The sequence below is a fragment of the Paenibacillus sp. FSL W8-1187 genome (assembly GCF_037965485.1).
In the GTDB taxonomy this organism is placed as follows: domain Bacteria; phylum Bacillota; class Bacilli; order Paenibacillales; family Paenibacillaceae; genus Paenibacillus_O; species Paenibacillus_O pasadenensis.
On the sequence record NZ_CP150181.1, the window covers coordinates 4203969 to 4226299 of the forward strand.

Below are 22331 nucleotides of genomic sequence, written 5' to 3' on the forward strand. Positions count from 1 at the left end.
TCCTTTCTGAAGGTAACGCTTTATTCTGAATTAAAGAACCTGGAAAAGGAGACCGACCAAGGTGACGAAAAAAAAAGTTCTCATTGTTGATGACGAGCCTTCCATCTCCATGCTTCTGGAATTCAATCTCAACCTTGCCGGCTTTGAAGTCCGCTCCGTCCACGACGGCTTGGCCGTGTTCGATATGCTCAAGCCGTTCCGCCCCGATCTGATCGTGCTCGACCTGATGCTGCCCAAGATGGACGGCATCGAGGTATGCCGCGAGCTGCGCCGGCGCGGCAACGCCGTTCCGATCGTCATGCTGACGGCGATGCAGGACGTCACCGACCGCATCGCCGGGCTCGACAACGGCGCGGACGATTACATGACCAAGCCGTTCAGTCCGCAGGAGCTGATCTCGCGGATTCAGGCCGTCCTGCGGCGCGTGCAGGCGCAGCCCGGACAGATGGAAGAGATCCATTACGAGATTGGCCCGCTGCGCGTCGATCTCGGCCGCCGCGAGGTTCACTTGAACGGCGCCGCGATCGAGCTGACCCCGAAGGAATTCGAGCTGCTCGCCTTCCTTTGCCGGCACCGCGGCAAGGTGCTGAGCCGCCAGCAGCTGCTCCAGGGCGTGTGGGACTACCACTTCCTCGGCGATACCCGCATCGTCGACGTGCATATCAGCCATCTGCGGGACAAGATCGAGCGCAGCGCCCGTTCCCCGGAATTCATTATGACCGTGCGCAACGTCGGATACAAGCTCACCGGCCCCGGACCGAACGATCGGAGGAGCGCGCTGGCCTAGAGCGTGCTAGAGCGTGCTCGCCAACCTGCTCAAGGGCATCGCTCCCCGCCTTCTCGCCCCAAAAAGCAGCGCCCTTGCCGGCATCTCCGGCAAGGGCGCTGCTGCTTCAGGCCAAGCGGCGCGTTCCGCTTCAGCCGTTTTTACGCTGGAATTCGGCCATGAACTCGGCAAGCGCCCGGCAGCTCTCGAGCGGCACCGCGTTGTAGGTCGAAGCCCGCAGGCCGCCGACGTCGCGATGGCCCTTGAGGCCGACGAAGCCGGCCCGCTCGGACTCCTGGATGAACTTCTTCTCCAGCTCCTCGCTCGTCAAGCGGAACGTGACGTTCATGAGCGAGCGGCTGCCGGACTCCGCTACGCCGCGATAGAACCCGCCGCTGCCGTCGATGGCGCTGTAGATGAGGCCCGTCTTCTCGCGGTTGAGGCGGTCGATCTCGGCCAGCCCGCCCTTGCCGCGGATCCACTCCAGCACGAGGCCGACCATGTAGACCGCAAAGGAAGGCGGCGTATTGTACAGCGACTTGGACTTGGCATGCGTATCGTAGCGGAGCATCGTCGGCACGCCGGGACGGCTCGGCTCCAGCAGGTCGTCGCGGGCGATGACGAGCGTGACGCCGGACGGGCCGAGGTTCTTCTGCGCGCCGGCATAGATCATGCCGAACGAGGCGATGTCGAGCGGACGCGACATGATGTCGCTCGACATGTCCGCGATGAGAGGAACCGCTCCCGTGCTCGGGAAGGAAGCGAGCTGGGTGCCCTCGATCGTCTCGTTGGACGTCAGATGCAGGTAGGCCGCATTGTCCGGCAGCTCCACCGAGGCGAGGTCCGGCATGCGGGTGAAGCGCGCGCCCTCGGACGTGGCGACGACGCGCGTCTCTCCGATCAGCTTCGCTTCCTTGATCGCTTTTTTGGCCCAGCTGCCGCTGTTTACGTAGGCGGCCGTCTTGCCGTCCGCAAGCAGGTTCATCGGCACCATCGCGAACTGGGTGCTCGCTCCGCCCTGGAGCAGCATGACGCTGTAGCCGTCCGGCACGCCGAACAGCTCGCGCACGAGGCGTTCCGTGTTGTCGTTGACGCCCTCGAACGCCTTGCTGCGGTGGGACATCTCCATGATGGACATGCCCGCTCCGTTGTAGTCGACGAACTGCTCCTGTGCCTGCCGCAGCACTTCAAGCGGCAGCGCCGCCGGACCGGCATTGAAATTGTAGGCTCTCTTCGTCACGCTCTCGCACCCCTGTCTCTGTCGCTGGAACGAAACGCTCCAGTAAAGTTATGAGTATCTTAACAAGTTTGAGTTCATCCTTCAAGGGCAAATTCGCGAATGCTGACCGGGAAAAGACCCGACATTATTCGGATTTAGGCTAGAACTATGCCTCGCCGCTCCTCGCATGAAAACAAGGCTCCCTGAACCAGGGAGCCTTGAAGGTATGAGTGCGTTCCGACTAGCAGTCGAAGTAGAGGCCGTACTCGTGCGGATGGACACGGATCGCGACGGCTTTGGCTTCTTGACGCTTGAAGGCCACATAGTTGTCGATGAAGTCCTGGCTGAAGACGCCGCTTTCGGTGAGGAACGCGGAGTCGGCCTCGAGAGCGTCCAGAGCCTCGTCCAGCGTTCCAGGAACGCTGCGGATCTCTTTTTTCTCTTCGTCGGACAGCTCGTAGATGTTTTTGTCGTACGGACCGTAGCCGAGAGCCGTCGGGTCGATCTTGCGCTGGATGCCGTCCAGGCCGGCAAGCAGCATCGCGGCGAACGCGAGGTACGGGTTGGCCGTGGAGTCCGGCGTGCGGAACTCGATGCGGCAGCCTTTCGGCGTGACCGCTGCGACCGGAATGCGCACCGCGGCGGAACGGTTGCCTTTGGAGAACACGAGGTTGACCGGAGCTTCGTAGCCTGGAACCAGGCGCTTGAAGGAGTTCGTGCTCGGGTTCGTCAGGGCGATCAGCGCCGGAGCGTGGTGCAGGATGCCGCCGATGTAGTGCAGCGCCATCTGGCTCAGGTTGGCATAAGCGCCTTTTTCGTAGAACAGCGGGCTGTCGCCGTTGAAGATCGACTGGTGGACGTGCATGCCGCTGCCGTTGTCGCCGAAGAGCGGCTTCGGCATGAACGTCGCGACCTTGCCGTACTGGCGAGCCGTGTTGTGCACGAGGTATTTGTACAGCAGCAGGTTGTCAGCCGTTTTGGTCAGCGTGTCGAAGCGGAAGTTGATTTCCGCTTGGCCGGCCGTCGCCACTTCGTGGTGATGGCGCTCGACGCGCAGGCCCGCTTCTTGCATCAGGCGGACCATCTCGCTGCGGATGTCCTGCTGGGAGTCGACCGGCGCCACCGGCACGTAGCCGCCTTTTACGCCGACCTTGAAGCCGAGGTTTCCGCCCTCTTCCTTGCGGTTCGTGTTCCAAGCCGCTTCCTCGGAGTCGACCGAGTAGAAGGAGGTGTTCATGGAGCTCTCGTAGCGCACGTCGTCAAAGATGAAGAATTCGGACTCTGGGGCAAAGAATGCCGCCGTGCCAACGCCGGAGGATTGGAGGTATTCTTCCGCTTTTTGGGCGATGCTGCGCGGATCGCGATCGTAGCGCTCGCCGTCAGGCGTGTGGATGTTGCACATCACGTTGAGCGTCGGATGGTCCGTGAAAGGATCGATGAAGACGGCTTCCGTATCCGGCATCATGACCATGTCGGACTCTTCGATGCCGCGGAAGCCCGGAATCGAGGAACCGTCGAACGCTACGCCGTTGACGAACGTGTCACCATCCACTTCCGTCGCAGGAAGGGTGATGTGGTGAGCGCGGCCGGCAAGATCCACAAAACGGAAATCGACAAACTGGATGCTGTTTTCTTTGATTTTGTCCAAAACACCTTGAACTGACATCTGAAATTTCCTCCATTTCCGAACGTTAGCATTGATTGGAGCCCAAATTGTTCAACTTTGACCCTAAACCTTGAAGTAATTATAAAACTCTCGATTAACACCGTCAATAGCTATGTAAGGTATTTTTGGCACAAGTGTAAGCATTACTCACAACATTTATACAATATTCACATTGCGAACCGCCTTTCCGCACGAACATCCGTAAATCCCTGAGAATCCAAGGTTTTACGGATGTTCACGAACAATAGGAGCGAATGCGGAGCCTGTCGTTATTCGTCTCTCTACATATTTATGCGAAAACGCTTTCTTTCTCTCTCCTCGAAAAGCTCCGTTCAGCGCTGCCAGACGGCGAACGCCTCGGGCTGCTCCTTTTTCGTGTCAAATTTCTTGCCGACGATCGGGGCGAGGCGCTCGAGATCCTTGAGCAGGCCGGCGAACTGGTCGGGGAAGAGCGACTGGACGCCGTCTCCGGTCATCGAGTTGTCCGGATCGGTATGCATCTCGATGATGAGCCCGTTCGCGCCGGCGGCGACCGACGCCTTGGCCATCGGCTCGACGAGCTCGCGCCGCCCCGTGCCGTGGCTCGGATCGGAGATGACGGGCAGATGGCTCAGCCCTTGCAGCACCGGAATCGCCGACAGGTCGAGCGTATTGCGTGTGTACGTCTCGAACGTGCGGATGCCGCGCTCGCACAGCATGACGTTGGGATTGCCTCCGGCGAGGATGTACTCGGCCGCGTTGAGGAATTCGTCGTAGGTGCTGCTGAAGCCGCGCTTGAGCAGCACCGGCGTCTGGATCGTGCCGAGCTTGCGCAGCAGGTCGAAGTTCTGCATGTTGCGCGTGCCGACCTGCAGGATGTCGGCATGCTCCGCGCAGATGTCCACGTACTCCGGCGTCATCACCTCGGTGATCGTGAGCAGGCCGTGCTTCTCGCCCGCCTCGCGCATCATCTGCAGTCCTTCGACGCCGACGCCCTGGAAGCTGTACGGCCCCGTACGCGGCTTGAACGCGCCTCCGCGCAGCACCTGGCCTCCGGCCGCCTTGACGAGGCGGGCGATCTCGTCGATCTGGGCCGCCGACTCCACGGCGCACGGACCGCCCATGATGACCAGATTGTCCCCGCCGATGCGGACGCCCTTGATGTCGATGACCGTATCCTCCGGATGGAAGTCGCGGCTCGCAAGCTTGTAGGACTTGGAGATCTTGATGACGTTCTCGACGCCCTTGAGCTGGCGCAGATGCTCGGCGAGCGTCGGCGCGGCCTGGCCGATGATGCCGATGACGGTGCGGTCCGTTCCTCTCGACACATGGGCCGTGACGCCGGCCTGCTCGATCTGGGCGACAATCTCGGCGATGCGCTCGTCGGTGACGGATGGCTGAGTGATGACGATCATGGATGGTTCTCTCCTTCGGGGTTCGGATAAGGTGGCGCTATGCATTCGGACAAGACTTTCGCACTTGTTCGCTTTTAAGCTTTTATGCTTTTATTTGCTAAAGTAAATATACGCGATTCCGCTCCCTCTGTCAAGACGCCCTTCCAGAGCAGGCGGCCCGCTCCTCGCACGAAAAGCGGCCGCTCCCCGAAGCCAGGGAGCGGCCGCCTGCCGCTAATCGAGCGTCACTTCATACAGCGTCGCCGCTCCGCTCGCGGAGGAGCCGTAGGCGGACGGATCGACCGCCTTGCCGTGCTCGGCGATCCAGGCATTCAGATCGCTGCCGCTGCCGCCGTTGCTGCCGCCGCGTCCGCCGCCCCCGAAGCCTCCGCCTCCGACGAGGAAATACTTCACCTTGCCCGAACGGACGAGCGCTTCAAGCTTCTGTTCGTCGTAGACCGGATCGGAGTTTTGAAAGCCGTGCAGGATGACGACCTTCTCGCCTTCGCCGACAATGTAAGGGGCCGCCGTACCGTAGTCGGATACGGCAAGCAGGTAGTCCGTCGTCTGGTTGTCCCGCAAGTACGCGAGCAAGCCCGGATCGACCGAAACCGCCTCGCCGCGACCTCCTCCGAAGAACGAGCCGGGCATCATGCCGACCATGCCGCCCTGCGCCTGCGGATTCGCCCCGCCGCTTTGCCCTCCGCCTGGGGCTCCCCCGCTCCAGCCGCCGCCTGCGCCGTCATCCGCGCCATTGCCTTGGGCGCCGCCCGGTCCCCCCGCGGCCGGCATTTCGCCGGGGAAACCGCCGGGGAAACCGCCGGCCATGCCGGCCGCAGCTCGGCCCGACATCGCCCCGCCGAAGCCGCCCATGCCGGAGTCCGGTCCGGCGGCCGGAATCATCGAGTTCTGCCCGTACACGATCGGCGTCGCCGACCAGTAGGCCGGGCCGATCAGCAGCACGGCCAGCCCGGCTGCCGCGATCCAGCGGACGGAGCGGCGGTCTCTTCCCGCTGTCGCGGTCGCGCCGAGCAAAAGCGCGCCGAGCAGGCCGAGACCGGCGACGGCGATCGACCAGCCGAGCCCGATCGTGGATTCGTAGGCTTGCAGGATGTACCACTGGAACAGCGCGGTCGCGGCGATCGAGGCCGGCAGCAGCCAGGACTGCCAGCCCGCCCCCTCGCGGTAGCGGACCCATAGGGTCCACGCTCCGGCGCCTGCCAGCGCGGCGATCGGCGGCGCCAGCATGATGAGATAATACGAGTGGAAAAAGCCTGCGACGCTGAAAAATGCCGCTGCCGGCAGCAGCCACGCCAGCCAGAACAGCGTCTCCTTCTGCGCCGCCGTCAGGCTGTGGAGACGCAGCGGAAAGAGCAGGACGAGCGCCGACAGCAGCGCCAGCGGCAGCAGCCAGCTGGCCTGGCCGGACAGCGACTGCTGGAACAGGCGCAGCGGCCCCGCCTCGCCCGTGTTGAACATGCCGCCTCCGCCGCCCATCCGGCCTCCGCCATCGCCGAACGTCCTGCCTTCGGCAGAACCGAAGCCTCCGGCAGCGAATCTTCCTGCGCCTCCGCCCTCCGGCCGCTCTGCTCCGGAGTCTGTGCCTGCGCCGCCAGCCGCGCCCGGCCTGCCGGCCGCATTCCCGCCAGCCCCACCGCCATCCGCCGCGCCTTGGCCGAAGACGCTTGACCCGCCCTGCCCGGTTGCGTCCTGCATCGTGCCGTCCGGCGAGATCGCGCCGGGGAAGCCTCCCTGTCCCGCCTGGCCGCCCGCGCCGCCGCGGTCGCCGGTCAGGCGGGAGATGCCGTTGTAGCCGAACGCCAGCTCCAGCACGGAGTTCGTCTCGCTGCTGCCGACGTACGGCCGCTTGTCCGCCGGCACCGCGTCGACGACGACCGCCCACGAGACCGAGATCAGCAGCATCAGAGCCGTGCAGCCGGCCAGCAGGCCGTACTTCGCCTTTGCCTTCATCCGCACGCCCAGCACATAGAGCAGGTAAAACGCCGGCAGCACCATGTACGCCTGCAGCATCTTCATGTTGAAGCCCGCCCCGATCAGCGCGAAGGCGGCCAGCAGGTTGCCCGCGCGTCCTTCGCGGACGCCGCGCAGCAGGAACCAGGCCGCGAGCGCGAGCGTGAACACGAGCATCCCGTCGATGTTGTTCGTGCGCGACACCGCGACCGCGACCGGCGTCAGCGCCATCGCCCAGGCGGCCGCACGCGCCGCCACTGCGCCGAACGTCGGCTTCACGCACGCGTACAGCAACGGTACGGTCGCGACGCTCGCCAGCGCCTGCGGCAGGATGACCGACCAGCCTTGCAGGCCGAATACCCAGGCGAACGCCGCCTGGATCCAGAAGGTCAGCGGCGGCTTGTCGACCGTCACCGACCCGGCCGAGTCCAGTGAGCCGTAGAAGAAGTTGTGCCAGCTCTGCAGCATGCTTCCGACCGCCGTCGTGTAGTACGTGTTGGCATAGGCCTCCTGCCAGATGCCGTATCCGTTCAGGAAGACCGCGGCGGCGACCGCCGCCAGCAGCCAGCCGTCCACGGCGATGCCGCGGCGCAGCCGCGCCGCCTTCTCTTGTCCGTTCATCGTTTCCCACTCTCCTCGTCCAATCCGGGCTGATTCCACCATCTTACGGGATCAAAATGAACGAAAAATGAACGAGGCCGCGCTCAAAACGAACCACTGGGGCGGACGACCAGGATTCGGGATCTGAATGGGCCGCTTTGCGCGGAGCTGGCCATTCGAAACCTGCACCCGCTTCGCTGCGAGCTAGCGCATTCGAAACCTGCACCTGCTTCGCGGAGCGGAGCTAGCTCATTCGAAACCTGCATCCGCTTTGCTGCGAGCTAGCTCGTTCGAAACCTGCACCTGCTTTGCTGCGAGCTAGCTCATTCGAAACCTGCACCCGCTTTGCTGCGAGCTAGCTCATTCGAAACCTGCACCCGCTTCGCGGAGCGGAGACTCGTTCCGATCTCCCTGGAGCCCAGATTCCTTTGATTCCCTGTTCCGAAACGGAAGGAATCCGGCCTCCAAGGGAACCGCTGACGCTTCTCCACGAGCCCCCGTCCGCTTCGCTCTTTGGTTTCGACGATAGGCTCGGTGCCCTCGCTCATCAGCACTAACTCTCGTGACCTCACCGATACGATCGTTTAGAGAATAATGCCGAATCTGCCTCCAACCGCGGAGTGGAAACTCATTATGCTCTCCATGCACCCCAGATTTCTTTGAGCGCATTTCTCCGGAACCCTAGAAAAAATCCTATATCGAGCTGAATGCCGAAAACTTAGGGTTACAGCGGCTTACAAGCTCGCCTTTCAAGCTCCAACCCGATTAAATCGGGTTACAGCGGCTCTCAAGCCCGTCCTTCAAGCTCCAACCCGATTAAATCGGGTTACAGCGGCCCACAAGCCCGTCCTTCAAGCTCCAACCCGATTAAATCGGGTTACAGCTATTCGTAAGCCCCTCTGTAGCGGAAGGAATCCAGCTTCAGAGGAATCGCTGTCGCTACACGAGCCCCGTTTACTTCGCTCCACTTAGTTCCAACTCATGCTTGGCAAAAGGTACTTGATGCGCATCGCCCTCCTCCTGTCCGAGTTACTCGGTTTTTCCGCGTAACTCCCTCCGATTCGCCACCCGCTTGCCCGAGTTACTCGGTTTTTCCGCGCTACTCCCGCCGGTTCGGCACCCGCCAGCCCGAGTTACTCGGTTTTTCCGCGCAACTCCCTCCGGTTCGCCACCCGCCAGCCCGAGTTACTCGGTTTTTCCGCGCAACTACCACCGGTTCGCCACCCGCTTGCCCGAGTTACTCGGTTTTTCCGCGCAGCTCCCACCGGTTCGGCACCCGCCTGCCCGAGTTACTCGGTTTTTCCGCGTAACTCCCACCGGTTCGCCCCCCGCCTGCCCGAGTTACTCGGTTTTTCCGCGCAGCTCCCACCGGTTCGGCACCCGCCTGCCCGAGTTACTCGGTTTTTCCGCGCTACTCCCACCGGTTCGGCCTCCCCCTACCCGAGTTACTCGGTTTTTCCGCGCTACTCCGAAGGCCGGCGTGACGCGCAAAAAGCCGTCCGCGAGCTCGAAGCTCGCGGACGGCTTAGGTGAATGGCAAATGCGACGCTGCCTGCGCCGGCGGCTGCCATCAGCAGGCCGCCAAGCGGACAGCGCTCCGCTCAGCCCCGCGCGATGTCCGGCTCGGCCGCAGCACCGGGGCGCCGACGAAGCCGGCGCCGTTCCTTGCGCTGCGCCGCCAGATAAAGCAGCAAGGAGCGCATCGCGATGAACAGCACCGCGCCGATCCACAGCCCGTCGACCATGCCGCCGACGATCAGCTTGAGGTTGAGCAGCAGCATGCGGTTAATCTCCTCGCCGATGAGCGGCAGATGGAAGCTGAGCCGCGTCGGCAGCACCCACCCTCCGACGACGGAGTGCAGGTAAGCGAGCGGCAAATAAACGACCTTGCCCAGCACGAAGCCGACGAGCGCGCCCGCCAAGCTCCCCCGCAGCACATAGATGAGCGGAAAGATCAAGAAAAACGCGAGACCGTACGTCGGCAGCGTGAACATCTCGCAGAAAAAGCCGACGGCGAAGCCCGTCGCGACGAAGGTCGGCCCGCCCGGGGCGCGCAGCAGCTGCAGCAGCTTGAAGCGCGCCCAGCGGCGGATGCCGGCCAGCCAGCCGCGAAGTCCCGCCCGCCGCGGCCTTTCCGCTGCTCTACGGGCGGTCATGGGGTCGACTTGACCTTGACCTTGGGCAGCAGCTTGGCCATGTCGACCGTCCGCTTCAGCTCCCAGGTGGCCGGGTCCTGCTCGTCGTACTGCTCCAGGAACTGGATGACCTCGCGCGTCAACGGCGTCGGCGTCGAGGCGCCGGACGTGACCGAGACGCGCTGCTTGCCCTGCAGCCACTCCAGCTTGAGCTCGGACAGGTCGGCGATCCGGTAGGCCGGCACGCCGGAAATCTCCTCCGACACCTGCGCGAGCCGGTTGGAGTTGTTGGAGCGCGGATCGCCGACGACGATCGTCAGCTCCGCCGCGCCCGCCTGGTCGGCGACCGCTTCCTGGCGCACCTGCGTCGCGAGGCAGATCTCGTTGTGAATCTCCGCATGCGGAAATTTCTCGAGCAGGCGGGAGATGAGATGGCGGATGTCCCACTGCGACATCGTCGTCTGGTTCGTGATAAGGATGCGGTCGCCCGTCACGTCCAGCCGCTCGATGTCCTCCTCGCGCTCGATCAGATGCACGCGGTCCGGCGCGACGCCGACGGCGCCTTCCGGCTCGGGATGGTTCTTTTTGCCGATATAGATGATCTGGTAGTCCTCCGCCGTCTTCTCGCGGATGAGGTCATGCGTCTTGGTGACGTCCGGACAGGTGGCGTCGACGACGGTCAGCCCCTTCTCCTTGGCACGGCGGCGCACCTCCGGAGAAACGCCGTGCGCGGTGAAGATGACGGTGCCCGACTCGACCTGCTCCAGGATTTCCAGGCGATTCTCGCCGTCGAGCGTGATGATGCCTTCTTCCTTGAAGGCGTCCGTGACATGCGCGTTGTGCACGATCATGCCGAGAATATAGATAGGGCGCGGGAGGTCGAGATTGCGCGCGGTCTGCAGCGCCAGCACCATCGCGTCGACGACCCCGTAGCAGTAGCCCCTGGGCGATATTTTGACAACTTCCACTTGGATGACCTGCCTTCCCTGCCGCCGCTCGTGAAGATCCCGCTGAGGAATCCCGAGCCCGCGGCGCTAGCTGTCTCCAGTATACTCTATCTAGCCGGGACGGAAAAGGCGACGGGCAGCCAGACGGTGAACGTCGTGCCCGCGCCTGGGCTCGTATGAACCTCGACCGAGCCTCCGTGCTCGTCGATGATCCACTTGGCGATCGACAGGCCGAGGCCGGTGCCGCTCGTCACGCCCCGCGACTCGTCGGCGCGGTAGAACCGCTCGAAGATGTGCGGGATCTGCTCCGGGCTCATGCCGAGGCCGGTGTCGCGGATCAGGATGCCGGCCTGGCCGCCGCTCAGCGTCGCCTCCAGCCGCACGAAGCCCTCCGGCGTGTACTTGAACGCATTCTCGATGAAAATGAACATGAGCTGGCGCAAGTAATCCGCGTTGCCGACCACGCCGATGCCCTCCAGCACCGACAGGTCGCCCGGCCGCCACTGCGCCGTGCGCGGCAGCAGCGCGGCTCGCCGCACGACATCGTCGAGCAGCGGCAGCAGCTCGATCGGCTGCTTCTCCATGACGAAGCCGGCGTCGGCGCGAGCGAGCGCGAGCAGGTCGTTCACGAGCCGGCTCATGCGCCGCGCCTCGTCGCCGATGTCGCGCATCGACTCGCGCGACATCTCCTGGCGCAGCGCCTCCTGCTCCGAGATCGGCTCGGAGCGGCCGGCCTCGGCTTCGAGTGCGGGCGTCCACATCTTTTCAAGCAGGTCGATGTTGCCCCGGATCGTCGTCAGCGGCGTGCGCAGCTCATGCGAGGCGTCGGAGACGAACCGCCGCTGCGCGTCGTACGCCTCGTCGAGCTCGTTGTAGGCGCGCTCCATCCGCCCGAGCATACCGTTGAGCGTGTCGGTCAGCCGCCCGAGCTCGTCGCTCGGCCCGTCCCAGGCGATGCGCATGCGCAGGTCGGAGCCTTTGTCGATCTGCTCCGCCGCCTGAATGACGATCTCGATCGGCCGCAGCGCCTGCCGCGCCATGATGAGCCCGACCGAGAACGCCAGCAGCAGCCCCATGATCGACGAGAACACGAGAATCGTGCGCAGCTGCTGCAGCAGGTTCTCCTGCGCGCCGACGAACAGTCCGACCTGCAGCAGGCCGACCGTCTGCTGGGTGCTCGTCGCCTGGATCGGCACCTCGTAGATGTAGAACGGATTGCCGGAGACGACCGTCTTGACGAAGCGCGCCTCGCCGACTTTGGAGGGGTCCTTCTCGTACGGGAAGACGAGCTTGCGCTGCGCCAGGCCCGTAGACTGCTGTCCCTCGCTGGTCCGATAATTGTAGATCTGGATGTAATACTCGTCCTGAAGATAAGAAGACCGGTTGAGCTGCAGCCGGCCGGGATCGAACACGCTGTTCTGCACGATCTGCTGCCCCAGGTTCTGGCCTTGATTCTGCAGCTTGCCCTTCATCTCGTTGTACGTGTTGTGGTAGAGGAAAGCATACACCGAACCGCTCAGGATCAGCAGCACGAATGCCAGGATGCCGCTGTACCAGAGCGTCAGCTTGAGGCGGATCGGCATCTCAGCCCCCTCCCCCGCGCAGCACGTAGCCGGTGCCGCGCACCGTCTGGATGAGGCGGGCTTCCTTGCCCGCGTCCTCGGTCTTCTGGCGCAGCATGGCGATGTACACCTCGAGCACGTTGGATTCGCCGCTGTAGTCGTAGCCCCAGATCTTATCCATGATGGAGTCGCGCGTCAGCACCCGCTTCGGGTTGCTCATGAAATACTGCAGCAGGTCGAACTCCTTGGCCGTCAGCTCGATGCGCCGCCCGCCGCGGATCGCCTCGCGCGAATCGAGATCGAGCACGAGGTCCTCGAAGACGAGCCGGTTCGACGGCTCCTCGAGCTTGTCCGGCTTGCGCCGCAGCAGGGCGCGCACCCGCGCCAGCAGCTCCTCCAGCGCGAACGGCTTGACGAGGTAGTCGTCCGCGCCGAGATCGAGCCCTTTGACCCGGTCGCCGATGTCGTCCTTGGCCGTGAGCATGAGGATCGGCACGGAGCTGCCTCCCTCGCGCACGCGGCGGCATACCTCCCAGCCGTCCACCTGCGGCATCATCACGTCGAGGATGAGCAGCTGCGGCTCGATGCCGAGCAGCACCTTGAGCCCTTCCAGTCCGTTGCTCGCCGTCGTCACCTCATAGCCCTCGAAAGCCAGGCTGCGGCGCAGCATCGATATGATTTTCTCGTCGTCGTCGACGATGACGATATGCGGTCTCATGTTCCGCTCCCCTTCCGTCCATGCTGCCTCTATCGTACCGTATTCCTGCCGCATGCAAAAGCGCAGGCGCCTGTTCAAAGCGCCTGCGCGTCTGGAGCGGCTCCGGCCTGCCGCCATAAATCGCCGGCTCCCGGGAATTACTGCACGTCGAACTTGCTCTTGTCGCCGATCTCCACGGTCACCTGCATCTTGTCGCCCTTGCGGATGACGTCCAGGACGACCTTGTCGCCGACTTTTTTCTTCTGAATTTCCGCGATCAGCTCTTCCTTCTTGGCATAGGCTTTGCCGTCCAGGCCGGTGATGACGTCATACTGCTGCAGTCCGGCCTTGTACGCAGGCGAGTTGAACAGCGTCTCGCGCACGATCGAGCCGTCCGTGCTCGGCAGGCCGAGGTTCTGCTGCATCTGCTCGCTGATGTCCGCGAGCGTCGCGCCGATGAACGGCGTCGGCATCGTGACGTTCTGGCTGCTTTTCAGCTGCTCGAGCACTTCCTTGATCGTCGACGTCGGGATCGCAAAGCCGATGCCCTGCGAGTCCGCGCTGATGGCCGTATTGATGCCGATGACCTCGCCGCTCGTGTTGAGCAGCGGTCCGCCGGAGTTGCCGGGGTTGATGGAGGCGTCCGTCTGCAGCAGATGCTGATACGTGCGCGCCGTGCTGCCCGTGCTGTCCGCCGCGACCTGGATCGTGCGCTCGCGGGCGCTGAGCACGCCGACCGTCACCGTATGGTCAAAGCCGTTCGGGTTGCCGATGGCGACGAGCCAGTCGCCGATCGCCGCGGATTCGGAGTCGCCGAGCGGCAGCGTCGGGAATTCCTTGCCGTCCACCGGCTCGACCTTCAGCACGGCCAGGTCGAGATCCTTGGCCGAGCCGAGCAGCTTGGCGGTCAGCTCCTTGCTTTCGCCCTGCACCTTGACCTTGATCTCCTGAGCGCCGTCGATGACGTGCTGGTTGGTGAGGATGTAGCCGTCCTTTTCGAAGAAGAAGCCGGAGCCGAGGCCCGTTTCCTGAAGCTCGCCGCCGCTTCCGCCTTGACCGCCGTTGCCCTGGCCGCCCTGGCCGCCTCCGAACTGGTCGCCGAAGAACTGACGGAAGAACGGATCGTCGTACAGGCTGCTGCCGGAGCTGCTGCTGCGCCCGCTCGCGAACGTCGTGATGAGCACGACTGCCGGCGACGCCTGCTCGGAAATCTGGGCGATGTTCATCGGGCGGGTCGTGTCGGAGGCCGTGGAAGCTTTGCCGCTCGCCGGCACGTTCGTGGAGTTCTGGCCGGAGAGGGCGACCGCCGGAGCGGAATCGCCGGTGAACCAATTGTCCGTGTCGGCTTTCCACATCAGGCCGCCGACGGCGATGACGCCGGCCAGGAACGAGACGGCCGCCGTGCGCAGCCCGCTGCCGCGCTTCTTGCCGCCTCCGCCGCCGCCGCCCTGCCATTCGCCCTTGCCGGCCGAGGAGGCGGGCACGAACGGCCGGAGCTGGCGCGGCGGCGTGACGACGACGTTGCGGGGAGCGGCTTCTTCGCTATCGGCCTGAGCCCGCTCCTCCGGCAGACGGGAGCTTTCTCGCTGCGCGCCGTCCGGCTGGCCCTGCTTGAACGGCCCGTACGAATAATAGTAGGAGGAAGAGCCTTGAGCTCGATCCGAGCGCTCCTCGCGCTCCTGCCGCTCTTCCCGCTCCTGCCCCGGCTCGGAGTCCTTGCCGTTCCAAAACTCGTCATAGCGCTTGCGATCGTCCATGTCCATGTTCCTCCTCTTAGTCCTCTATGAGATGCGCCTAGCGGCGCCTGACTGGTATGTTCCTATCATGCACAACCTTCCTTAAAAGAAACTGAAAAAGCGTTTAAGACAACATAAAAAAGCCCATGCGCCCCAATTTCGGGGCGTGGGCTCTTGAACTTCCCGTTCCTTCTCGCTGTCCGCGAGCCGGATATCCACGTCAGCGCGCCGTCAGCAGCTGATCTTCCGCGCGGCGGAGCTGCTCGCCGGCCTGATCGACCCACTTGCCGTCCACCTCGGCGTCCGGATCGACCGGCGCCTGAAACTGGTCGAACAGCGCGCCGACCGTGCGCGCCTTCGCCTCGGGATCGTTGCCTTCCCGGTACAGATGGCGAAGCACATACGGCGTCGTCAGCTTGATGGAGGCGTCGTTGTCCTCCGTCTGGTCGTCGATGTTGCCGCGCAGCACGTCGAAGCCGAGGCGCAGCCACACCTTGTTCTGCTCGTCGAGGTTCAGATCGAAGGAGCCGCTGCCGTAGTCCCAGTTGCCTCCCAGCACGAAGCCCTGCTTTTCCAGCACGCGCTTGATCTGAACGAAATCATGCTCGGTCCCCTCCAGCGGGGATTGAATCGCGATCATGGACACCTCTCCTTGTCGGCTCAAGTAGGATCAGCATTCCCTGACGGGAGCCGGCTTATGTGCGAGAGAAGAGGCGCCATGCAAGCAGCGCCCGATGTTCATCGGAGCGGATCGGCGCCAGAGGCGCGCAGGCGCTCGTGCCGCGCCCGGCCGGTCAGCTTTTGGCCCAGCCCTTGCGGTGCGCATAGACGGCCAGCTGGGTCCGGTCCTCCATCTCGCATTTCATAAGCAGGTTGCTTACATGGGTCTTAACCGTTTTGATGCTGATATGAAGCTCCTCGGCGATTTCTTTGTTGGCCCGTCCTTCGGCGATGAGCAGCAGCACTTCCTTCTCGCGCTCGGTCAGCCCTTCGTCGACGCCCTGCGCGGAGCGCTGGCGCAAGCCGCGCGTAAGCGCCTGGGATACGTCGGAGGTCATGACCGGCATGCCGCGCAGCGCTCCGTTCAGCGCATAGACGAGCTCCTCGGAGCTGACCGTCTTGAGCACGTAGCTGACCGCCCCGGCTTCCACCGCGGCGACGACCTTCTCGTCCTCGAGGAAGCTCGTCAGCAGCACGATGCGCATTTCCGGGAACGCCTCGATGACGCGGCGCGTCGTCTCGACGCCGTCCATGCCGGGCATCATCAGATCCATCAGCACGAGGTCCGGCGGACCGTCCGGCAAGCCTTTCTCCAGCAGCCGCAGCGCTTCCTCGCCGCTGCCCGCCTCCGCTACGACCTCGAACTTCGGCTCCAGCATCAAATACGTCTTCAGTCCCATCCTCACCATATCGTGGTCGTCTACGATCATGATCCGGCATGTTTGCGTCTCCGTCATCCTTCCGCCCGCTCCTCTGCTCCATAATTAGGGAGCGACACCCGAATGCGGGTGCCTCCTCCCGGCTTGCTGACGATGGCGGCGTCTCCGCCGAGCTGCAGCGCCCGCTCCTGCATCGTCGACAGCCCGTACGATCCCGGCCGGACCTGATCCGCGCGGAACCCATGGCCGTCGTCCTGCAGCAGCATCGTCAGCCCCGTCCTGTTGTCCGACAGGCTGAGCGTGACGCTCGTCGCCTGCGCATGCTTGACGACGTTGGCCATCGCCTCCTGCACGATCAGGAACAGCTGATGCTCCTTGGCCTCGGATATGCTGCCCTGCACGCGCCAGTCCAGCTCGCCCTGCAGGCCGTTCTGCCGGCAATAGTCCGGGAACCATCGCTCCAGCGCATCCTCGAGCGAGCGCCCCTCCAGCTCCAGCGGGCGCAGCTGGGCGATCAGGCCGCGCATCTGCTTCTGTGCATGGGAGCTCATCGTGATGAGCTGCTCCATCACCTCGCCCGCGCGCTCCGGACTCGCCGCGAGCAGCTTGGGCAGCGAGGAGGCCGACATATGGATGGCGAACAGCTGCTGGCTCACCGTGTCATGCAGGTCGCGCGCCAGCCGCTTGCGCTCCTCGAGCACCGCTTCTTCATTAGAAGCCGCCTGCTGCAGTACATGCATCTCGTTCTGCCGCTGCATCACCTGCAGCCGCCGCTCCAGCTTGCTCGCCAGCTCGTTGAACTCCGCGTAGGCGGCGCCCAGCGAGTAGCCTTCGCGCTCCGGCAGGCGAACGGCGAGATTGCCCTGCGCCGCCTGCTTGAGCGCCAGGTGCAGAGCGTCGATGCGCGACTGCTGCCTGCGGCCCACGCCGTACCCGAAGCCTACGCTTGTCAGCGTGAACACGATCGTGCCGATCGCCCACAGCTGCGCCGTAGAGGCTTCCGGCATGACCGCATGCTTGATTGCATAAAGGATGCTCCACGGAAGCACGGAGCTGACGATGAAAAACATCACGAGCTCCATCTTCCCGCTTCTCAGCAGCTTGACCATCATGACCGATTTCTCACCCGACCTTCGTCACTCGCACATCGCCGATGAATGTGCTGCATACCAGCTTGATCCGGCGCTCGTTGTCGCGGTAGCCGGACGATTGCGTGTCCATGTGGCGGAACATGCCGCCTTCCTTGCGTCCCAGCACCTTGGAGTCGCCGATGAACGCGCTGGAGACGACCTGGATGCCGATGTCGCAGTCCGTCGGCAGAAATACCTTGACGTCGCCGATGAACGAGCTGACCGTAATCCGCGTCTCTCCGGGCGCGATGTTCGCGCGCGTCAAGTCGATCACCGTGTCGCCGATGAAATGCGAGATGTTGAGCGGGACCAGATCCCAATAGTCATGGCCGAGATGGATGTCCCCGATGAAGTTGGAACGGGTCTGGACGTTCTCGTCGGTGTTCCACCATTCGGTGCGCCCGCCGGCCCCCTCCTGGCGCTCGCGGCGATGGGACCGATGGGAGTGGCGGCCGTGCTTGGCCGCTTCCCGGATATCTTCCTTGATCTCCTTGAAATCATGCTTCAGCTCCTGCTTGGCGCGGCGCAGCTCCTCCCGCCAGTCGTCCTTCCCCTGAGATCCTCCGCCACCGCCGCCTCCGAATATTCCGCCGCCACCGCCGCCACCGCCGCCACCGCCGCCTTGGCCCGCGCCGGCGTCTCCGCGCCGTCCGGCCTCGTCGCCATAAGGCGGCGGAGGAGCGGAGCCGGCCTCCGGCCGGCCTTCCCGATCCAGATCCTTGCCGAGCGGATCGGGATGCAGCGGAGGCGGCTCCGGCACGTCGTCCGGATAGGAATTGTAGGAGGTCCATTCATCCTCCTTGAGCTCCTTGCGATGGCTTTTGCCCGAGCGGACCAGCAGCAGCTGGAGGCCATAGGCGATGATGCCCACCGGAATCAGGTAGCGCATCGCGTCGCTGAATTCAAGATCGTAGATGCCCGTATTGCGGCTGAGCATGACGAACGCGAATAGCGTCACCGCGATTCCCGGCAGCAACCCTCCGGCGAGCAGCATCGACACGCCGACATAAAGCGGCGCGATCGGCCAGTAGCGGGAAATGAACTCGCCGATGCCGAGCGGCTCGAAGCCGAACAGTCCGGCCGTATGGAACAGGAACAGCGCCCCGATTCCGATGATGGCGAGGCCCGTCAGCACCTGGTTCAGTTTGGCATGGTTCATCTATGACACGCTCCTTGGATGTAATACCGTTTGTGATAGTTGAAGTATAGCGCATGGAAATGCATCCCTCCAGAGGCTGGCGGTCGATGCCCGCCTCGGTCTGCAGACCGAGGACAGGTTGCGGCTCCTGCTTTCGGCAGCTGGAAGGGAAAGCCGCCCGAAGCCGCTTTCCTCACATTCATCTCACATAGCTCATGCGGCGCAAGCGCTCCAGTGAATCCATTTTTTCCCGCCGCACTCTCCAGCCTCCTCATTTTACTTGCATAAAGCGTTAAATGGACGAGGCGGCGTTGCTGTTCGCAATCAAAAACCTCTATTCATTTTCCTATCCATATGTTATGTTTATTAACATTAAAGTGGATTCTAGAAAGGAGTTCAACGGCCATGAAGCTCCCCCACCTGGACGAGATCGATCAACGGATCGTACAGCTGCTTCTAGAGAACGGACGGATGCCTTACGCCAAGATCGGGGAGACACTGAGCCTGTCGCGCGTCGCCATCCAAAAGCGCGTCGAGTCCTTGCTTGAGAGCGGCGTGCTGGAGCATTTCACCGTCCGCGTCAATGTCGCCAAGCTCGGACGGACGGTTTCGGCCTTTTTCGAAGTGCAGGTCGAGCCACGCCACGTCGACGCCGTCGGCCTCCAGCTGTCCGAGGAGGTGCAGGTCATCAGCATTTACCAGATGACCGGCTCCAGCACGCTCCATGTCCACGCCCTGCTGCGGGACGAGGAGGAGCTGGAGATGTTTCTCTACGACAAGCTCTATGTGCTCCCAGGCGTCGTCAATGTGCAGACCCAGCTCATGATCAAGAAATACAAGTCAGCCAGCGGGCTGGACGTCTAGCATTCCGATATGAAGCGCAAAAAAGCTGAAGCCTCCCGAGGGAGGCTTCAGCTTTTTTGTTCGTCGAGCAGCAGTCCCTTGCCGGTCTTCATCGCTTGGTTCAACCGGTTCAGCGTCGACTGGTCGAGCTTCCCGCTGCCGTATTTCAGCACCTGCACGGTGACCTGCTTCTTGCCCCATTCCTTGTATACCTGCTTCGTCGTATCGAAATAAAGGTCGATGCGCCGACCCTTGATCTTGGAGCCGGTATCGGCGACGACGCCGTACCCGTAGCCGGGCACATAAACGATCGTGCCGATCGGCATCACCTTCGTGTCGGCGGCGATCGTCGACACCTCGCCGCGCCGGACCTTGACGCCGGAGCGGGTGATGCCGTAGAGCGGATGCCCCGGCTTTTTGCCTGTCGACTCGATGCCGGCCGTATAGCCGGTCGCGAGCACCGAGATCGACTTGAGGGCGGCCGGAAGCGCGCGGCTCGCCGGAGCGGCGGAGGCAAGCTTGTCCGCCGCATGGCGCCGCTGTGGAATCGCCGGCCTCGCCGCCGCGGATTCGCGCGCCCGGATGACGCGCTGCAGCCGGGCGATGCCGGGCTGGCCCTGCGCGCCGTCACGGACGGCGGCTCGCGCGTTCAGAGCGACGAGTCCGGCGGTCTCGCGCAGCGGCTTGACTGGAGCTGCCGCGATCCGGATTCGGCTCGTCTCGCGCGGCTCCTCGCGCTTCGCCCCGGCAGCGGCTGCCGGCTCAGCGGCTTGCTTCGCTTCGTCCGCCACGACGACGATTCGTCCGGCGGCCAGGCAAAGCGCGGCGACGAGCACGAGCAGCAGCGGATGGACGAACGTCCAGGCGAACCGCGGATTCGCAGATGGATGCTTTCGATAGCCTTTCGGCATGGTGGCAATCTCCCCTTTAGACGGAGGTTACCCGCCGCCGCCGGGGCTTATTCAGATTTGGGCCAAAAAAAGCGCCCTCCACTTGCTGGAGAGCGCTGATTTCGGGTCGTTGATCACGATCCATACGGTGTCGATGATACCTGTAGACGTGATCCTATTGCACGGCTTTGCTGCGGATCTCCTCCGCCAGCTGAGCCGCCAGCTCGGCGACCGGACGGGCGCCGAGGTCGCCCTCGCCGCGCTTGCGAACCGAGACGGTGCCGGCTCCGGCTTCGTTCTCGCCGACGATGAGCATGTACGGAATTTTTTCCAGCTGCGCCTCGCGGATCTTGTAGCCGAGCTTCTCGTTGCGCAGGTCGCTCTCGGCGCGCACGCCGGCGGCGAGCAACTGCTCCTCGACGCTGCGGGCATAGCTCTCGTACGCCTGGGACACCGGGATGACGCGCGCCTGCTGCGGGCTCAGCCAGAGCGGCAGCGCGCCGGCGAAGTTCTCGAGCAGGAACGCCGTCATGCGCTCCATCGTGCTGATGATGCCGCGGTGGATGACGACCGGACGATGCTTCTTGCCGTCCTCGCCGACGTACTCCAGCTCGAACCGCTCCGGCAGCAGGAAGTCGAGCTGGGCGGTGGAGAGCGTCTCTTCCTTGCCGAGCGCCGTCTTAATCTGCACGTCGAGCTTAGGCCCGTAGAACGCCGCCTCGCCCTCCGCCTCGAAGAACGGCAAGCCGAGCTCTTCGACGACCTCGCGCAGCATGCGCTGGCTCATCTCCCACATCTCGTCGTTCTGGAAGTATTTCTCCGTATCCTTCGGATCGCGGTACGACAGGCGGAAGCGGTACTCCTTGATGCCGAAGTCCTCGTACACCTGCTGGATCAGGTTCACGACGCGCGCGAACTCCTCCTTGATCTGATCGGGACGGCAGAAGATATGCGCGTCGTTGAGCGTCATCGCCCGCACGCGATGGAGGCCGGTAAGCGCTCCGGACATCTCGTAGCGGTGCATCGTGCCGAGCTCGGCGACGCGGATCGGCAGATCGCGGTAGCTGCGCATGTCGCTCTTGAACACCATCATATGGTGCGGGCAGTTCATCGGGCGCAGGACGAGCTCCTCGTTGTCCATGACCATTTTCGGGAACATGTCCTCGCTGTAGTGCTCCCAGTGTCCGCTCGTCTTGTACAGCTCGACGTTGGCGAGCACCGGCGTGTACACATGCTGGTAGCCGAGACGCTCCTCCAGGTCGACGATGTAGCGCTCGAGCGTGCGGCGCACGCGCGCGCCGTTCGGCAGCCAGATCGGCAGGCCCTGGCCGACCTCCTTGGAGAAGGTGAACATTTTCAGCTCGCGGCCGAGCTTGCGGTGGTCGCGCTTTTTCGCTTCCTCGAGCAGATGCAGATGCTCGTCGAGCTGAGCCTTTTTCGGGAATGCCGTGCCATAGATGCGCTGCAGCATCTTGTTCTTGGAGTCGCCGCGCCAGTAGGCGCCCGCCACGCTGAGCAGCTTGAACGCCTTGATGCGGCCCGTGCTCGGCAGATGCGGTCCGCGGCACAGGTCGAAGAACTCGCCCTGGTCGTAGATCGAGATGACGGCCGACTCCGGCAGGTCGCGGATCAGCTCCAGCTTGAGCGGGTCCTCCAGCTCGGCGAAGAGGCGGACCGCTTCCTCGCGGCTTACCTCGCGGCGGCGGATCGGCACGTCCTCCTTGATGATGCGCTCCATTTCCTTCTCGATCTTCTCCAGATCCTCCGGCGTAAGCGACTGTTCCATGTCGATGTCATAATAGAAGCCGTCCTCGATGACCGGCCCGATGCCGAGCTTCACCGTCTTGTCGCCGTAGATGCGCTTGATCGCCTGCGCCATCAGATGGGCCGTGCTGTGCCGGTACACCTCGAGGCCGTCGGCCGAGTCGAGCGTGACGATTTCGACGACCGCGCCTTCGGTCACGGGCGTGTTCAGGTCGACGACTTTGCCGTCCAGCTTGCCGGCGACCGCGTTTTTGCGCAGGCCGGAGCTGATCGAGCCGGCTACGTCCTCGATGGTCGCTCCCGCCTCGTACGAGCGCGCCGCTCCGTCGGGGAGCTTGATTTCTACTGCCATGTCCATTCGCCTCCGTGAAATAGAAGTGTGTCAGGACGCAAAAAAGCACTGCGTCCCGCAAAGGGACGAGTGCTGTCGGTTCAGACCCGTGGTTCCACCCTCATTCAACGTCCCTCGGCCGCGCCGGCCGAAAAAGGAGCGTTCTCCTGATGTCCGGTAACGG

At 63.6% G+C, this 22331-nt stretch carries 17 protein-coding genes; 2 read left to right on the forward strand and 15 right to left on the reverse strand.

The features are described 5' to 3' along the window. The first annotated feature begins 61 nt into the window (after nt 1-61). Nucleotides 62-787 carry a response regulator transcription factor gene (locus NYE40_RS18140; protein WP_028599234.1) on the forward strand — a complete coding sequence of 242 codons (726 nt, stop codon included), beginning with the start codon at nt 62-64 and terminating at the stop codon, nt 785-787. Between the two features lie 130 nt (nt 788-917). On the opposite strand, the gene serC is transcribed toward NYE40_RS18140, so the two are convergent. The 13 genes from serC to liaF all read right to left on the reverse strand — a co-directional run bounded on the left by serC (nt 918) and on the right by liaF (nt 18340). After that, the gene (gene serC, locus NYE40_RS18145; RefSeq protein WP_153784118.1) at nt 918-2006 is read right to left on the reverse strand and encodes a 3-phosphoserine/phosphohydroxythreonine transaminase; all 1089 of its coding nucleotides are present in this window, start codon (nt 2004-2006) and stop codon (nt 918-920) included. A 220-nt stretch (nt 2007-2226) separates the two neighbouring features. Next, entirely contained in the window at nt 2227-3651 is a 1425-nt protein-coding gene (glnA, locus tag NYE40_RS18150) for a type I glutamate--ammonia ligase (RefSeq protein ID WP_028599236.1), read from the reverse strand. A gap of 332 nt (nt 3652-3983) precedes the next feature. Further along, a complete protein-coding gene (gene aroF / locus NYE40_RS18155) occupies nt 3984-5045 on the reverse strand; it encodes a 3-deoxy-7-phosphoheptulonate synthase (RefSeq protein ID WP_028599237.1) in 1062 nt (353 codons plus the stop codon). A gap of 213 nt (nt 5046-5258) precedes the next feature. Beyond that, complete coding sequence (locus tag NYE40_RS18160; protein WP_339278764.1) at nt 5259-7616, reverse strand: glycosyltransferase family 39 protein; 2358 nt, start codon at nt 7614-7616, stop codon at nt 5259-5261. Nucleotides 7617-9196: 1580 nt separating this feature from the next. Beyond that, nucleotides 9197-9751 carry a DUF2062 domain-containing protein gene (locus NYE40_RS18165; RefSeq protein WP_101808026.1) on the reverse strand — a complete coding sequence of 185 codons (555 nt, stop codon included), beginning with the start codon at nt 9749-9751 and terminating at the stop codon, nt 9197-9199. Next, entirely contained in the window at nt 9748-10698 is a 951-nt protein-coding gene (locus NYE40_RS18170) for a 4-hydroxy-3-methylbut-2-enyl diphosphate reductase (RefSeq protein ID WP_028599240.1), read from the reverse strand. The genes NYE40_RS18165 and NYE40_RS18170 overlap by 4 nt, the downstream gene beginning before the upstream one ends. An 86-nt stretch (nt 10699-10784) precedes the next feature. Next, nucleotides 10785-12260, reverse strand: a complete 1476-nt coding sequence (locus NYE40_RS18175; RefSeq protein WP_339278765.1) for a HAMP domain-containing sensor histidine kinase — start codon at nt 12258-12260, stop codon at nt 10785-10787. A 1-nt stretch (nt 12261) separates the two neighbouring features. Then, the gene (locus NYE40_RS18180) at nt 12262-12957 is read right to left on the reverse strand and encodes a response regulator transcription factor (protein ID WP_028599242.1); all 696 of its coding nucleotides are present in this window, start codon (nt 12955-12957) and stop codon (nt 12262-12264) included. Between the two features lie 137 nt (nt 12958-13094). Further along, the gene (locus tag NYE40_RS18185) at nt 13095-14693 is read right to left on the reverse strand and encodes a trypsin-like peptidase domain-containing protein (protein ID WP_028599243.1); all 1599 of its coding nucleotides are present in this window, start codon (nt 14691-14693) and stop codon (nt 13095-13097) included. Nucleotides 14694-14892: 199 nt separating this feature from the next. Next, nucleotides 14893-15312, reverse strand: a complete 420-nt coding sequence (locus NYE40_RS18190; RefSeq protein WP_028599244.1) for a YugN family protein — start codon at nt 15310-15312, stop codon at nt 14893-14895. A 154-nt stretch (nt 15313-15466) separates the two neighbouring features. After that, nucleotides 15467-16129: a response regulator transcription factor gene (locus NYE40_RS18195; protein ID WP_101808029.1), complete on the reverse strand. Its 663-nt coding sequence runs from the start codon at nt 16127-16129 to the stop codon at nt 15467-15469. After that, nucleotides 16126-17163, reverse strand: coding sequence for a HAMP domain-containing sensor histidine kinase (locus tag NYE40_RS18200; RefSeq protein WP_101808030.1), 1038 nt, complete (start codon nt 17161-17163; stop codon nt 16126-16128). Before NYE40_RS18200 ends, NYE40_RS18195 begins: the two co-directional genes overlap by 4 nt. Nucleotides 17164-17173: 10 nt before the next feature. Continuing rightward, a complete protein-coding gene (gene liaF / locus NYE40_RS18205) occupies nt 17174-18340 on the reverse strand; it encodes a cell wall-active antibiotics response protein LiaF (protein ID WP_339278766.1) in 1167 nt (388 codons plus the stop codon). 384 nt (nt 18341-18724) lie between these two features. Between liaF and NYE40_RS18210 the strand changes: the two genes are divergently transcribed. Further along, complete coding sequence (locus NYE40_RS18210) at nt 18725-19183, forward strand: Lrp/AsnC family transcriptional regulator (protein ID WP_028599248.1); 459 nt, start codon at nt 18725-18727, stop codon at nt 19181-19183. A 47-nt stretch (nt 19184-19230) separates the two neighbouring features. Here the strand turns inward: NYE40_RS18210 and NYE40_RS18215 are convergent, their stop codons facing one another. Together NYE40_RS18215 and thrS are read right to left on the reverse strand one after the other, a co-directional pair. Beyond that, nucleotides 19231-20073, reverse strand: coding sequence for a 3D domain-containing protein (locus NYE40_RS18215; protein WP_339278767.1), 843 nt, complete (start codon nt 20071-20073; stop codon nt 19231-19233). A 154-nt stretch (nt 20074-20227) separates the two neighbouring features. After that, nucleotides 20228-22168 carry a threonine--tRNA ligase gene (gene thrS, locus NYE40_RS18220; RefSeq protein ID WP_028599249.1) on the reverse strand — a complete coding sequence of 647 codons (1941 nt, stop codon included), beginning with the start codon at nt 22166-22168 and terminating at the stop codon, nt 20228-20230. Nucleotides 22169-22331: the final 163 nt, after the last annotated feature.

Bases quoted from the DNA above. Each gene is read 5' to 3' on its own strand.
- NYE40_RS18185 (WP_028599243.1), bottom strand. From the start codon at position 14,693: ATGGACGATCGCAAGCGCTATGACGAGTTTTGGAACGGCAAGGACTCC.
- NYE40_RS18200 (WP_101808030.1), bottom strand. From the start codon at position 17,163: ATGATGGTCAAGCTGCTGAGAAGCGGGAAGATGGAGCTCGTGATGTTT.
- NYE40_RS18215 (WP_339278767.1), bottom strand. From the start codon at position 20,073: ATGCCGAAAGGCTATCGAAAGCATCCATCTGCGAATCCGCGGTTCGCC.
- liaF (WP_339278766.1), bottom strand. From the start codon at position 18,340: ATGAACCATGCCAAACTGAACCAGGTGCTGACGGGCCTCGCCATCATC.
- NYE40_RS18210 (WP_028599248.1), top strand. From the start codon at position 18,725: ATGAAGCTCCCCCACCTGGACGAGATCGATCAACGGATCGTACAGCTG.
- NYE40_RS18190 (WP_028599244.1), bottom strand. From the start codon at position 15,312: ATGATCGCGATTCAATCCCCGCTGGAGGGGACCGAGCATGATTTCGTT.
- NYE40_RS18180 (WP_028599242.1), bottom strand. From the start codon at position 12,957: ATGAGACCGCATATCGTCATCGTCGACGACGACGAGAAAATCATATCG.
- NYE40_RS18160 (WP_339278764.1), bottom strand. From the start codon at position 7,616: ATGAACGGACAAGAGAAGGCGGCGCGGCTGCGCCGCGGCATCGCCGTG.
- aroF (WP_028599237.1), bottom strand. From the start codon at position 5,045: ATGATCGTCATCACTCAGCCATCCGTCACCGACGAGCGCATCGCCGAG.
- thrS (WP_028599249.1), bottom strand. From the start codon at position 22,168: ATGGCAGTAGAAATCAAGCTCCCCGACGGAGCGGCGCGCTCGTACGAG.
- NYE40_RS18175 (WP_339278765.1), bottom strand. From the start codon at position 12,260: ATGCCGATCCGCCTCAAGCTGACGCTCTGGTACAGCGGCATCCTGGCA.
- glnA (WP_028599236.1), bottom strand. From the start codon at position 3,651: ATGTCAGTTCAAGGTGTTTTGGACAAAATCAAAGAAAACAGCATCCAG.
- NYE40_RS18195 (WP_101808029.1), bottom strand. From the start codon at position 16,129: ATGACGGAGACGCAAACATGCCGGATCATGATCGTAGACGACCACGAT.
- NYE40_RS18165 (WP_101808026.1), bottom strand. From the start codon at position 9,751: ATGACCGCCCGTAGAGCAGCGGAAAGGCCGCGGCGGGCGGGACTTCGC.